This is a genomic window from Variovorax sp. GW821-FHT10C12 (assembly GCF_059415405.1).
Genome location: NZ_JBWKNE010000003.1, coordinates 400,337 through 413,431 on the forward strand (window position 1 = coordinate 400,337; position 13,095 = coordinate 413,431).

General features: G+C 69.2%; 9 protein-coding genes. 3 read left to right on the plus strand and 6 right to left on the minus strand.

The window, feature by feature from the left end:
- Nucleotides 1-123: 123 nt before the first annotated feature.
- Nucleotides 124-2,691 carry a cyanophycin synthetase gene (gene cphA / locus AC07OH_RS18390; protein WP_495301657.1) on the minus strand — a complete coding sequence of 856 codons (2,568 nt, stop codon included), beginning with the start codon at nucleotides 2,689-2,691 and terminating at the stop codon, nucleotides 124-126.
- Between the two features lie 87 nt (nucleotides 2,692-2,778).
- Nucleotides 2,779-5,022, minus strand: a complete 2,244-nt coding sequence (locus AC07OH_RS18395; protein ID WP_495301658.1) for a cyanophycin synthetase — start codon at nucleotides 5,020-5,022, stop codon at nucleotides 2,779-2,781.
- Between the two features lie 139 nt (nucleotides 5,023-5,161).
- Between AC07OH_RS18395 and AC07OH_RS18400 the strand changes: the two genes are divergently transcribed.
- Both AC07OH_RS18400 and AC07OH_RS18405 read left to right on the plus strand, forming a co-directional pair.
- A complete protein-coding gene (locus AC07OH_RS18400) occupies nucleotides 5,162-7,450 on the plus strand; it encodes a cyanophycin metabolism-associated ABC transporter (protein WP_495301659.1) in 2,289 nt (762 codons plus the stop codon).
- The gene (locus tag AC07OH_RS18405) at nucleotides 7,450-7,926 is read left to right on the plus strand and encodes a cyanophycin metabolism-associated DUF1854 family protein (RefSeq protein WP_495301660.1); all 477 of its coding nucleotides are present in this window, start codon (nucleotides 7,450-7,452) and stop codon (nucleotides 7,924-7,926) included. The genes AC07OH_RS18400 and AC07OH_RS18405 overlap by 1 nt, the downstream gene beginning before the upstream one ends.
- Before the next feature lie 59 nt (nucleotides 7,927-7,985).
- Here the strand turns inward: AC07OH_RS18405 and AC07OH_RS18410 are convergent, their stop codons facing one another.
- The 4 genes from AC07OH_RS18410 to AC07OH_RS18425 form a co-directional block, all read right to left on the minus strand.
- On the minus strand, nucleotides 7,986-8,699 hold the full coding sequence (locus tag AC07OH_RS18410; RefSeq protein ID WP_495301661.1) for a hypothetical protein: 714 nt from the start codon (nucleotides 8,697-8,699) through the stop codon (nucleotides 7,986-7,988).
- Nucleotides 8,696-10,228, minus strand: a complete 1,533-nt coding sequence (locus tag AC07OH_RS18415; RefSeq protein WP_495301662.1) for an alkaline phosphatase — start codon at nucleotides 10,226-10,228, stop codon at nucleotides 8,696-8,698. Before AC07OH_RS18415 ends, AC07OH_RS18410 begins: the two co-directional genes overlap by 4 nt.
- A 32-nt stretch (nucleotides 10,229-10,260) precedes the next feature.
- Complete coding sequence (locus AC07OH_RS18420) at nucleotides 10,261-11,733, minus strand: alkaline phosphatase (RefSeq protein WP_495301663.1); 1,473 nt, start codon at nucleotides 11,731-11,733, stop codon at nucleotides 10,261-10,263.
- A 118-nt stretch (nucleotides 11,734-11,851) separates the two neighbouring features.
- On the minus strand, nucleotides 11,852-12,289 hold the full coding sequence (locus tag AC07OH_RS18425; protein WP_495301664.1) for a DUF2177 family protein: 438 nt from the start codon (nucleotides 12,287-12,289) through the stop codon (nucleotides 11,852-11,854).
- 49 nt (nucleotides 12,290-12,338) lie between these two features.
- Here AC07OH_RS18425 and AC07OH_RS18430 point away from each other — a divergent pair, with 49 nt between their 5' ends.
- The gene (locus tag AC07OH_RS18430) at nucleotides 12,339-13,052 is read left to right on the plus strand and encodes a hypothetical protein (RefSeq protein ID WP_495301665.1); all 714 of its coding nucleotides are present in this window, start codon (nucleotides 12,339-12,341) and stop codon (nucleotides 13,050-13,052) included.
- Nucleotides 13,053-13,095: the final 43 nt, after the last annotated feature.

Genomic DNA, 13,095 nt, shown 5'->3' on the forward strand with positions numbered 1-13,095 from the left:
GGCTGATGGCGCGGGGCTGTGGGACAAGCCGCGCGCCGTGGAGCGGGCCGGACGCGCCCCTGCGTGTGGGACACGTCCGGCAGCGCCAGGAGGGCGGGCCTCCCGCGCTGCGGGGCGGGCGGATCAGCCCTGCGCGATGCGTTGCGCGAGGTGGGCCAGCGCTTCTTCGACCTGGTCGACCAGGATGAGCGACAGGTCGCCCGGCTGCAGCCGCGCCAGCGCGGTGTCGATGGCGACGAACTCGCCGCGGATCTCGTCGATCTGGCGCGTGCGCGAGGCGCCCTGCAGGCCCTGGCGCAGCAGCGCCATCACTTCGCCGTCGGCCCGGCCGCGCTGCGCCGCGTCCTGGTACAGGATCACGTCGTCGAAGGCCTGGCCGAGGATCGCGGTCTGGTCGCGGATGTCCGAATCGCGCCGGTCGCCCGCGCCGCTGATGACCACCGAGCGCTTGTTGGCGGGCATGGTGTCCACGGCCGACACCAGCGCCTTCATGGCGTCGGTGTTGTGGCCGTAGTCGGCGATCACGGTGGCGCCGCGGTAGTCCATGACGTTGAAGCGCCCCGGCACGCCGGCCGCGTCGTTCATGAAGCTCGACAGGCCGCTGCGGATGGTGTCCCAATCGAGGCCCACGGCCCACGCGGCGGCCACCGAGGCCATCACGTTGTCGACCTGGAAGCCGATGGTGCCGCCGCGCGTGATGGGCACGTCGCGCAGCGCGATGCGTTCGCGCCACGAGCCTTCGGCGGCCACCAGCGTGTCCTGGTCGACGTACACGGTGCGCTTGCCTTGCGCGCGGTGCGTGGCCATCACCGGGTGCATGCGGTCGGCGGTGAAGAAGATCACGTTGCCGGGGCAGCCGGCCGCCATGGCGGCGACGTTCACGTCGGCCGCGTTGAGCACCGCGTAGCCGTCGGGCGCCACGTTGCGCACGATCACGCGCTTGAGCACCGCCAGGTCTTCCACCGTGGTGATGTAGTTCAGGCCCAGGTGGTCGCCGCTGCCGATGTTGGTGACCACGGCCACTTCGCAGCGGTCGAAGCCCAGGCCTTCGCGCAGCACGCCGCCGCGGGCCACTTCGAACACGGCCGCGTCGACGTCGGGGTGCATCAGCACGTTGCGCGCGCTCTTGGGGCCGCTGCAGTCGCCGCTGTCGGTCTGGCGGCCGTTGACGTACACGCCGTCGGTGTTCGTCATGCCGGTGCGCAGGCCGCTGGAGGCAATGATGTGATTGATCAGGCGCGCGGTGGTGGTCTTGCCGTTGGTGCCGGTGACGGCCACCACGGGAATGCGGCCGTCGTCGCCGGGGGCGAACAGCGTGTCCATCACCGCCTCGCCGACCGCGCGGCCGCGGCCGAACGAGGGCGAGATGTGCATGCGCAGGCCGGGCGCGGCGTTCACTTCGACCACGCCGCCGTGCTGTTCCTCGAGCGGGCGCAGCACGTTCTCGCAGACCATGTCGACGCCGCAGATGTGCAGGCCGACCATCTGCGCCGCATCGACGGCGCGCGCGGCCACTTCGGGGTGCACGGTGTCGGTGACGTCGGTGGCGGTGCCGCCGGTCGAGAGGTTGGCGTTGTTGCGCAGCACCACGCGCTGGCCCAGCTCGGGCACGCTCTCGGGCGTGAGGCCCTGCGACTCGAGCCGGCCGATGGCGATGTCGTCCAGACGGATCTTGGTGAGCGAGGTGGCGTGGCCCTCGCCGCGGCGCGGGTCGAGGTTCACGGTGTCGACCAGCTGGCGCACGGTGGAACTGCCGTCGCCGATCACCTGCGGCGGGTCGCGGCGTGCGGCGGCCACGAGGCGGTCGCCCACCACCAGCAGGCGGAAGTCGAAGCCGGGCAAAAATTTCTCGACCATCACCTCGCCGTACACGGCGGCCGAGTCGTAGGCCGAAGTGAGTTGCTCGCGCGTGGTGATGTTCACCGTGACGCCCTTGCCCTGGTTGCCGTCCTGCGGCTTCACCACGACCGGCAGGCCGATTTCTTCGGCGGCGGCCCAGCCGTCGTCGGCGCTGCTCACGGGGCGGCCCAGCGGCACCGGCACGCCGGCGGCGTTGAGCAGCTGCTTGGTGAGTTCCTTGTCCTGCGCAATCGATTCGGCCACGCCGCTGGTGCTGTCGATCTCGGCGGCCTGGATGCGGCGCTGCTTGGAGCCCCAGCCGAACTGCACCAGGCTGCCGCTGGTGAGGCGGCGGTACGGAATGCCGCGCGCCACGGCGGCGTCGACGATGGAGCCGGTGCTCGGGCCCAGGCGCTCCGATTCGTCGAGGTCGCGCAGCTCGGTGATGGCGGCGTCGGCGTCGAAGGGGGTGTCGGCCAGCGCGGCCTGGATCAGCGCCTCGGCCAGGGCGAGGGCGCGGCGGCCCACGTCTTCCTCGGTGTACTGCACGGTGACCTGGTAGACGCCTTCTTCGGTCGTGGGCGCGGTGTTGCCGAAGTTGACGGCGCAGCCGGCCTGCGCCTGCAGCGCCACGGCGGCGTTCTCGAGCACATGGGCCAGCGCCAACGGCTGGCCGAGCACCATCGGGTGCAGCTCGCCGATGGTCGGGAAGCGGGCGCGCAGGCGGGCTTCGAACCCGTCGAGCTTGCCGACGGCGTTCTCGTCGCCTTCGCAGGCCACGACGGCCTCGATGGTGGTGTGGCGGCTCCAGAGATTGGGGCCGCGCAGGGCGCGGATGCGGGTGACTTTCATGGGGCTACGGCACGGGGCGCGCGGTTGCAGTGATCTTGCGGTGTGACCGGGGCGCCGGCCCCGCGGGTGGCGGGGCGGCGCATCGTGTCATGCCAATTGTTGTTGGGGCGAAAGGGGCGAGGCCTGCGACAGCTGCAGCGAGGCCAGGGCCGCCTGCAGGTCGGCTTCGAAGGCCTCGACGCCGGCGCCGATCAGGTTGAGCGGAATGCCCATGGCCCAGCCGGCGGCCACGGCGGCCAGCAGGCTTTCGAGGCTCACGCCGACGTGGGTCGCGCGCCAGATGGTCAGGCGGCCCAGGCCGGGCAGGAACGATTCGCTCGTGCCGTTGGCCAGCACCACGCGGTCCTGGCGCACCAGCACGGCCTTGCCGCCGGCGGCCTGGTGCGCGGACAGCGCGGCGGCCTGCGGGTCGGCCGCATAGAGGATGACCGAGCCGTCGCACAGCGGCGCCAGCGCGGCGATGCGCGGCTCGTCGGCGTTCAGCACGGCCGTGCCTTCGCCCAGCACCACGTCGACCTGGGTGCGCAGCACCTTGACCATCTGGTCGCTCTCGGTGATGTCGTAGTCGGCCAGGGCTTCGCAGCCTTCGAGGTCGGTCACGATGCCGACTTCGCAGCGGTCGTAGGCCAGGCCGTCGCGCAGGATGGTCTCGGCGCCGTTCTCGATCACCACGGCCTCGACGGCGCGGTTCACGAGCAGGCGGTGGCCGGCGTCCCAGTTGGCGCTGTCGCGTGCGTCGACGCGGCGGCGTTCCAGGAACAGGCCGTCGCGGCAGGCCAGGCCGGTGTGGCGCCCGCCCAGGTTGATGAGCCAGGCCACCAGCCGCGCGAGCACGGCGGTGTCGCGCGAACCGGCCACGCCCACCACGGGGATGCGGCCAGGTGCGTCGTTCGGGAACAGGTGGTCGCAGATGGCGCGGCCCACGGGGCGCGGCGAGCCGATGGCCGGCTTCAGGTGCATCAGCAGGCCGGGGCCGGCGTTCACCTCGACGATCGCGCCGCCCTGCGGGCCCAGCGGCTTGGAAATATCTTGCGCGACCATGTCGATGCCCGCGATGTCCAGGCCGACCACGCGGGCGGCGAGCACGGCGGCGTGCGCCACCTCGGGGTGCACGAGGTCGGTGCAGTCGTAGGCCATGTTGCCGTTGCGCTGGATCGTGACCACGCGGCCGGCGGCGGGCACCGAGGTGCCGTCCAGTTCCTGACGCTTGAGCTCCAGCTGCAGCTTGGCGTCGGTGGCCAGCACGATCACGTCGAGCGGGAATTCTTCTTCGGCGCCGCGGCGCGGGTCGCTGTTGAGCTGCTTGTCGATCAGCCCGGCCACGGTGCTGGTGCCGTCGCCGGTCACGGTGATGATCTCGCCGCGTGCCGCCGCCACCACCTCGCCGCCCACCACCAGCAGGCGGTGCTCGTGGCCGCGGATGAAGCGCTCGACCATCACGTCGCTGCCTTCGGGCTCGGCGACCGCGAAGGCGGCCATGACTTCCTCGCGCGTGGTCAGCTCGAGCGACACGCCGCGGCCATGGTTGGCGTCCGACGGTTTCACGACCACGGGCAGGCCGATGTCTTCGGCGGCTTCCCAGGCTTCTTCGGGCGACTCGACGACCTGGCCGTGCGGCACGGGCACGCCGCAGCTGGCGAGCAGCGACTTGGTCAGCTCCTTGTCGCTGGCGATCGATTCGCCGATGGCGCTGGTGTAGTCGGTTTCTGCGGTCCAGATGCGCTGCTGGTTGGCGCCGTAGCCCAGCTGCACCAGGTTGCCGCTGTTCAGGCGCATGTGCGGAATGCCGCGGTCGGTGGCGGCGGACACGATGGCCGCGGTGCTCGGGCCGAGGTAGCAGTCCTCGACCTTGGCCTTGACGGCCTCGACGGCGGTCTGCACGTCGGCGGCGGTGAACGGGTCGTTGTTGATGGCCGCCATCAGCAGGCGGTGGCCTTCGGCCAGCGCCACGCGGGCGACCTGCTCGTCACGCGCGCGGAACACCATGCGGTACACGCCGTGCTCCGAGGTGCTGCGGGTCTGGCCGAAGCCGGTCGGCATGCCAGCCAGGTTCAGCAGTTCGATCACGACGTGCTCCAGCACGTGGCCCGACCAGGTGCCTTCGGTCAGGCGCTGGATGAAGCCGCCGCGCTCGCCCACGCCGCAGTGGTGCTCGATGAGCGCCGGCAGCAGGGTGGTCAGCCGGTCGGTGAAACCGTCGATCTTGTTGGAGGGGAAGTCCTCGAGCTTGCCCAGGTCGAGCCAGACTTCGAGCACCGGACGGTAGGTCCAGAGGTTGGGACCGCGCAAATAGTTGATGCGCAGCAATTGGATGTCGTCGAAACGGGTCATGCAAACGTTCGATGTGCTTTGGCCGAGCACCACGGCGCCTTCAAGCGCTCCCATGGCGATCGGTCAGAATCGGCGCCCGACCAAGGGCGCCATGACGCGGTCCCTGCGGCCCGCGACGGGCAAGAGTCAAATAAACACAATGCAACATCACGATCCAGTCGGCGCCCAGGCGGGCGAAACGGAGGCGGTCTCAGGCGTGCTGAAAAGCCGACTCGCAGGCACTGAAAACGTTTCGGTAACACTTGCGGTTGACCTCGACGACCAACTTCGCTTCGCCACGGGCCTCGTCGCCCTGACCGACCAGCGCCTCATTGCCCTGGAACCCGGTGGCGAGTGGCGTGAGTGGCCACTCACCGAGCAGGCCTTGGAAATGCGCCTTTCCGATCACGCAGGCGTCGGAACCCTCGACCTCATCGGGCCCGCCGGACAGCTCGCCCGCTGGCGCTACACCCTGGCCGGCCAGCCGGCGGCGCTCAAGCTGCTCAAGTTGTTCGGCCAGCGCGCCGCGCCGGCTGTCACGAAGGCGACAGAAGAGGTGCCCGAAGGTCTCGAGGCCGAAGGCACCGACACCGAGCTCCAGACCCCGCCTTCGACCTGGGTGCTGCTGCGCCTGGGCCGCTTCGCCGGGCCGTACCGCAAGCAGCTGATCCTCGGGTTTGTTCTGACCCTCATTTCCACCGCCGCCACGCTGGTGCCGCCGTACCTGACCATCCCGCTGATGGACGACATCCTGATCCCGTTCCAGAACGGACAGAAGATCGACTCCGCCCGGGTCGGCCTGTACCTGGGCGGCCTGCTGATCGCGGCGCTGGTCGGCTGGGGGCTCGGCTGGGCGCGCACCTACCTGCTGGCGCTGGTGTCCGAGCGCATCGGCGCCGACCTGCGCACCACCACCTACGAGCACCTGCTGACCCTGCCGCTGGACTATTTCGGCGGCAAGCGCACCGGCGACCTCATGGCGCGCATCGGCTCCGAAACCGATCGCATCAACGTCTTCCTGTCGCTGCATGCGCTCGATTTCGCGAACGACGTGCTGATGATCGTCATGACGGCGGTCATCCTGTTCTCGATCAACCCGCTGCTGGCCGTGGTCACGCTGGTGCCGCTGCCCTTCATCGCCTGGATGATCCACGTCGTGCGCGACCGCCTGCGCACCGGCTTCGAGAAGATCGACCGCGTTTGGTCCGAAGTGACCAACGTGCTGGCCGACACCATCCCCGGCATCCGCGTGGTCAAGGCCTTTGCGCAGGAGCGCCGCGAAGCCGAGCGCTTCCGCGTGGCCAATGCCTACAACCTGCAGGTCAACGACAAGCTCAACCGCACCTGGTCGCTGTTCACGCCGACCGTGTCGCTGCTCACCGAAATCGGCCTGCTCGTGGTCTGGGCCTTCGGCATCTGGCAGGTGGCGCGCGGCCACATCACAGTGGGTGTGCTCACCGCCTTCATCGCCTACATCGGCCGCTTCTACACACGGCTCGACTCGATGAGCCGCATCGTCTCGGTCACGCAGAAGGCCGCCGCCGGCGCCAAGCGCATCTTCGACATCCTGGACCACGTGAGCAACGTGCCCGAGCCGGCGAACCCGGTGAAGGTGGAGCGCGTGCAGGGCCGCATCGAGATGAGCGGGCTGGGCTTTCGCTACGGCTCGCGCGCCGTGATTCACGACCTCGACCTGACCATCGAGCCCGGCGAGATGATCGGCCTCGTGGGCCACAGCGGCTCGGGCAAGAGCACGCTGGTCAACCTGATCTGCCGCTTCTACGACGTGACCGACGGCGCCATCAAGGTCGACGGCACCGACATCCGCCGCTTCGCCGTGGCCGATTACCGCCGCCACGTCGGGCTGGTGCTGCAGGAGCCCTTCCTGTTCTTCGGCACGATCGCGCAGAACATCGCCTACGGCAAGCCCGACGCCACGCGCGAAGAGGTGGTGGCCGCAGCCCGCGCGGCCCACGCGCACGACTTCATCCTGCGCCTGCCGCACGGCTACGACTCGCTGGTCGGCGAGCGCGGCCAGGGCCTGTCGGGCGGCGAGCGCCAGCGCATCAGCATCGCGCGCGCGCTGCTCATCGACCCGCGCATCCTGATCCTCGACGAGGCCACCTCGGCCGTCGACACCGAGACCGAGAAGGAAATCCAGAAGGCGCTCGACAACCTCGTGCAGGGCCGCACCACCATCGCCATCGCGCACCGTTTGTCCACGCTGCGCAAGGCCGACCGCCTCGTGGTCATGGACCGCGGCGAGGTGGTCGAGGTCGGGCCGCACGACGCGCTCATGGCCAAGCAGGGCGCCTACTGGCGCCTGTACCAGGCGCAGCTGCGCCAGGGCGACGAAGACGATGTGAGCGAAGGCGCCGCCGACGAGCGCGCCAACGCCCAGGCACCGCTGGCCGTGAGCCACGCGGCCCATCCGGCAGGGGACGTGTGATGAGCAGCAGTAACAACAACTTCGAACTCGCCCGCGACACCTTCGGCCGCCTCGTGCTGACCGACGCACAGGGCGAGCGCCACGTGGGCGTGACGCCCGTGCGCGCCTTTCCGCTCAGCGCGCCCAACGAGGGCGTGTCGCTCGTCGGCAGCGAAGGCCGCGAACTCGTGTGGGTCGACCGCGTCGACCAGCTGCCCGCACCCACGCAGGCGCTGCTGACCGAGGAACTCGCGGTGCGCGACTTTGCGCCGACGCTGCTGAAGCTGCACCGCGTGTCGAGCTTCGGCGTGCCCAGCACCTGGACCGTGAGCACCGACCGCGGCGACACCAGCTTCGTGCTCAAGGCCGAGGAAGACATCCGCCGCCTCGAGGGCGGCGCGCTGCTCATCGCGAGCGCGCACGGCGTGCAGTTCCGCATTCCCGATGCGAAGGTGCTCGACCGCGCCTCGCGCAAGCTGCTCGAACGCTTCCTCTAAGAAGTACCAGGGCCTGTTCACGCTGTTTCCGGCGACGCCGGAAATAGCGTGCACAAGCCCTAATCCAGCAGGTCCGAGTAGTCGCCGCGCGCGTAGCTTTCGACCTGCTGCCACGGCAGCACCTTCGGCGCGGCGATGGCCGAAGCGGTCATCACGTTGAGCGAGGTGCCGTGCGCGTCGCGCTGCTCGATCTTGCGCGCATAGCGGCCCGCCACGTCCCAGTCGACGCGCAGCGTGCGTTCGCCTTGCGGCAGCTCGTAGCGCTGCACGCCACCGCGCGCCGTGCCGAGCGCCTTCATGCGCGGCAGGCTGGCCGGGTCGATCAGCCAATAGGCGTTGGCCCACGAGCCGCTGTAGCCGACGTTGCCGTAGTTGGCCGCGTCCACCTCGATCACCTTGCGCTGTTGGCGCAGCACCATGTTCACCTGCACCGTGCCGGCCGCATCGCGGCGCAGCCACAGCGGCGCGGCCGTGTTGTCGGCGTGCGCGTGGCCGATGTGCACCTTGCCTTCGCTGGCCTCGTGGTCATGGCCGGCGCGCAGCGTGGGCGGCAGCTCGCGCTCGATCCACACCGTGCCGGCGCGGCGCACCATGCGGTCGGCGTAGCGGCTTTCGCGCTGCACGCCGTCCTTGCCGATCGACATCACGTGGTGCGTGATGCGCAGGGTCTGGTCGGGCGCGGCGGCATCATCGCCTGCCGCGCCGGCCACCAGCGGAAGGGCCGCGAGGGCCGCCGCCGCCAGCAGCGTCTTGAGCGTCACGGCAGCGTTCACAGGCCCGCCGCTTCCTTGACCTTGTTGAACACCTTGATGTTCTCCACGGTGCCCTTGAAGAGCTTCGCGCCCGCGCCGCCCGCGAACAGCATCACGTCGCCGCCGCCGTGCGTTTCCGAACCCGGCGTGCCCAGGTTGATGCCAACTTCCTGCAGGAAGTTGTCGTCCGTGGTGTCCATCGCGGTCTGGTCGTCGCGCGAGGCGCCGCGCGCCGGCGCGATCCACGGCTTGTTGTTGTCTTCCGGGTTGATCTGGCTGGCGGCCGTCGCGTTGGGCCGTCCGCCGTTGCCGAACACCAGCGTGGTGTAGGGCTTGCCGTCCGCCGCCTTCGAGGGCTTGCCGTCGGCGTAGCCGTTGACCTTGCCCAGGATCGGGTTGCCGATCTTCGGGTAGCCGTTGAAGGCGATCGCGTGGTCGTGGTCGGCCGTGACCACCACCAGCGTGTTCTTCAGGCCTGGGTCCTTCTTGTTCATGTAGTCCAGCGCGGTCTGGATGGCCGTGTCGAAGGCCAGCGTGTCTTCCAGCGCGCGCTTGGCGTTGGTGCCGTGCAGCGCGTGGTCGATGCGACCGCCTTCCACCATGAGGAAGAAGCCCTTGTCGTTCTTGCTGAGCACGCCCAGGGCCTTCTCGGTCATTTCCGACAGGCTGGGCTGGTCGAGGTTCTGCTTCACGCGGTCGAGTTCGTAGGCCATTTCGCTCGGCGTGAACAGGCCCAGCAGCTTGCCCGTGGCGCCCGCGTCGACGGCGCGCAGCTTGGTGCCCGTGTCGACGTAGGTGTAGCCCTTGGCCTGCATCGCCGTCACCAGGTTGACGCCGTCGGTGCGCTTGCTGCCTGCCAGGACCGTGGTCGGCAGGTAGTTGCGCTGGCCGCCGCCCAGCAGCACGTCCACGCCGTCGAGCAGCTTGGGGTTGTAGTTGGCGTGGCCCGGCACGCTCTGCTCGGCGATGGTGTTGTAGCCGTTGCGGTTGCAGATGTGCGCGTAGGTGGTGGCCGGCGTGGCATGGCCGACGCGCGTGGTCGACACCGCGCCGACCGCGCGGCCCTTGGCCTTGGCGAGCTCGAGCAGCGTGTCGGCGGCCTGGCCGTTGGTCGGCGGGCAGGTGGTGTTCTCGCCGTTGATGTACTGCTTGCCGGTGCTGTCGACGGCGACCGTGTCGCTGGACATCGAGATCACCTCGTTGCGCATCTTCACGCCGGTCATGTAGGCGGCCATCGAGGGCGCGCTGTCGGTGGTCTGGCCGTCGAGCGAGAAGGTCTTCACGCGCGCCGCATACGGCAGCGACTGCATCGTGAGGTTCGCGCGCTCGGGGCTCACCAGCGAGCCGGGCTTGGCGGCCAGCTGCTTCTCGCCCTTGTAGATGCGCGCGGCGGTCACGGTGACGGGGCCCATGCCGTCGCCGAGGAAGAAGATCACGTTCTTGGCTTCGCCGGCGGCGTGGGCGCCGGTGGCGAGCATGCCGGCGGCGGCGCAGACGAGCGCGGCGGCCAGGCGGGGGGTGCGGAGGGTGCGGTTCATGGTCGTGTGCATGGTTGTGTTCGTCCGTGAGTGGCAGCCGCCCTTCACAGGCCGACCGCCTTCCTGATCAGGCCGAACACGTCGGTGTTGGTGATCACGCCCGAGAAGTTGTCGGCGCCCAGGCCCTGCGCGCCCAGGAACACGTCGGCGCCGCCGTGGGTTTCGGAATCGCTCGCGGGGTCCATCGGCACCACGGCTTCCTGGCGGTAGTCGGGCAGCTCCAGGTCGGCCTCGCTGATGGCGATGTCACGTGCCGTGCGGTTCGGACCGTTGCCGAAACCGATGATGGTGTAGGGCATGCCGTTCACGTCCTTGCTGGTCTTGCTGGTGTCGACGTAGTCCTTCACCAGGCCGAGCACGCCGGGCTTGCCCGATTCGGTCTTGCCGGTGCGTGCGGCATAGCCGTTGAGCTGCAGCGTGTGGTCGTGGTCGGCCGTGACCACCACCAGCGTGTTCTTCAGGCCTGGGTCGATGGCCTGCATCTTCTGCAGCGCCAGCTTGATGGCGTCGTCGAAGGCGCCGGTGTCCTGCAGCGCACGGCGCGCGTTGGTGGCGTGCAGGGCGTGGTCGATGCGCCCGCCTTCCACCATCAGGAAGAAGCCCTTCTTGCGCGCGGCCAGCGCGTCGATGGCCTTGCCCGTCATCTCGGCCAGGCTCGGCTCCTTGGTCGGGTTGCGGTCCAGGTCGTAGGCCATGTGGCTCTTGGTGAAGAGGCCGGCGATCTTGGTGTTGCCGTCGGCCGGCAGCTTGTCGAACTCGGCCCGGCTGGCGGCGAAGCTGTACTTGGCGGTCTTCAGCTCGGCGATCAGGTCGCGCTTGTCGTTGCGCTTGCCGCCGGCTTCCTTGGCCGTGAAGTAGTCGGTGCCGCCGCCGAAGAACACGTCGACGCCGTCGCCCAGCTTGCCGTTGTAGCCGGCGCCGCCCGGCACCAGCGCCGCGGCGATGGTGTTCTCGGCGTCGCGGTGGCACACGTGCGAATACGTGGCGGCGGGCGTGGCGTGCGTGATGCGCGTGGTGGTGACCACGCCGGTGGCATAGCCCTTGGCCTTGCTCTGCTCGAGCAGCGTGTCGACGGCCTGGCCGTTGCCCGAGGGGCAGGTGCTGTCGAAGTTGAGGTGGTAGGCCTTGCCCGCAGCGTCGGTGGCCTTGGTTTCAGCACTCATCGAGATGACTTCGTTGTTCATCTTCACGCCGGTCATGTAGGCCGACATCGAGGGCGCGCTGTCGGTCACCTGCGCGTCGTTCGAGTAGGTGTGGACGAAAGCGGTCTCGGGCAGCGTGTCGATCGTCAGGTCGCCGTCCTCACCGACCTTGTAGATGCGCGCGGCGGTCAGCGTGGTGATGCCCATGCCGTCGCCCAGGAAGAAGAGGATGTTCTTCTGTGCCTGCGCGGCCGGTGGCGGCGTGGTGGGCGGCGGAAGGAACGGCAGCGACGGGCTGTTGTTGTTGCTGCCGCCGCAGGCGGACAGCATCAGTGAAGCGCCCAGCAGCGCCGGGGCGATCAAACGGTGATTCATGCAACGGACTCCCTCGAAGGTCGTGACGTTCGGCGCGCGTGCTGCGCACCGACTCAGGGAGTGCAATCTAGAGACCTCCGGTGACTCGGCCGTGACGATGCGGGCCGGCCGCGAAAGTTCAGTCTTTGTTTGCGCGTGACTGTCTTGCGCGTGTCACGTTGCTGCGCAGGGCCAGCGCGCCCGCACCGGCGGCCGCGCCGCTCACGAGCGTGCCCCAGGCCATGTCGATGAACGACAGCGCCAGCGGCCAGTCGCGGATCGTCGCGAGGTTCGTCAGGTCGTAGGTGCCGTAGCAGAAGAGGCCGAACAGGCTGCCGAGCAGTGCGGCGCGCAGCACGCCCTGCGCCTGCAGGCCTGGCACGATGGCGAAGACCAGCAGGCCGATCGGATAGAGCAGGTAGAACGCCGTCGCCACGCCCAGCCGCGGGTCGGGCGCCATCAGGTCGCCCATCTCTCGCTGGTAGAGGCCGTCGGCGACGAAGCCCAGCCAGAGCGTGTCGAGGGCCAGAAGGACCGCGAAGGTGGCGGCCCATGCGGCAAGGCGTCGGGTGTTCATGCGCGGCATCGTATCCGGGTGTCGGCGCGCTGAATAAAATCAGCCCGCCATGGTCAATCTCTACCTCGTCTCCAGTGCCCTCAACACGAAGATCGGGGTGTTCGACAGCGACCAGCGCCTGGCGCAGACGCTGTACACCCTGGCCAGCATCCGCCTGCAGGACCCGGGCGCCCGCATCTACCTGGTCGAAATGGGCGCCGTGCCTTACAACGAACTCCAGCGCGTCGTGCTCGCGCGGGCGGTCGACCGGGTGCTCGACTTCTCGGGCGACGGCGAGGTGCAGCGGATCGCCGCGGGTTACGACCTCAGCATCGTCAAGAACCTGACCGAGACCCTCTGCCTGGAGGTCATGTTCGGTTTCCTGCGTTCCGAAGGCCTGCTGGCCGACGTGTCGCGCGTCTTCAAGGTCAGCGGTCGCTACCAGCTCACCGAGCGCGCCGACATCGGCCGCTATGCCGATGAACGTTTCGCGGGCAAGGTGGTGTTCGCCCAGCGGCGCCCGCCGGGCACCGTCACCGCGGTCGTCGGCATTCCGGGGCAGTACATGAGCCGCCTGTGGAGCTTCGACGCCGTGCTGATCGACCACGTCGTGACCGTCTACCAGCAGATCCTGGCGCACATGCTGGCCGTGGTCCATGCCGGGGAGTACATCGACATCGAGCATTGCCTGTGCAAGTTCTTCCCGGCGGAGCAGATCGCCGAGGTCGAGGCCGTCGGCGTGCGCGGCCCCTCCGGCGGCAGCGGCATCCTGCTCGAAGATTGACCGGGCGCGCCGGCCGCTTTTTCTTTTTCCCCTATTTCCCGGA

What these genes read in the sequence shown, in the direction of transcription:
- cphA (WP_495301657.1), bottom strand. Translation starts at nt 2,691, where the DNA reads ATGAAAGTCACCCGCATCCGCGCCCTGCGCGGCCCCAATCTCTGGAGC.
- AC07OH_RS18395 (WP_495301658.1), bottom strand. Translation starts at nt 5,022, where the DNA reads ATGACCCGTTTCGACGACATCCAATTGCTGCGCATCAACTATTTGCGC.
- AC07OH_RS18400 (WP_495301659.1), top strand. Translation starts at nt 5,162, where the DNA reads ATGCAACATCACGATCCAGTCGGCGCCCAGGCGGGCGAAACGGAGGCG.
- AC07OH_RS18405 (WP_495301660.1), top strand. Translation starts at nt 7,450, where the DNA reads ATGAGCAGCAGTAACAACAACTTCGAACTCGCCCGCGACACCTTCGGC.
- AC07OH_RS18415 (WP_495301662.1), bottom strand. Translation starts at nt 10,228, where the DNA reads ATGCACACGACCATGAACCGCACCCTCCGCACCCCCCGCCTGGCCGCC.
- AC07OH_RS18420 (WP_495301663.1), bottom strand. Translation starts at nt 11,733, where the DNA reads ATGAATCACCGTTTGATCGCCCCGGCGCTGCTGGGCGCTTCACTGATG.
- AC07OH_RS18425 (WP_495301664.1), bottom strand. Translation starts at nt 12,289, where the DNA reads ATGAACACCCGACGCCTTGCCGCATGGGCCGCCACCTTCGCGGTCCTT.
- AC07OH_RS18430 (WP_495301665.1), top strand. Translation starts at nt 12,339, where the DNA reads ATGGTCAATCTCTACCTCGTCTCCAGTGCCCTCAACACGAAGATCGGG.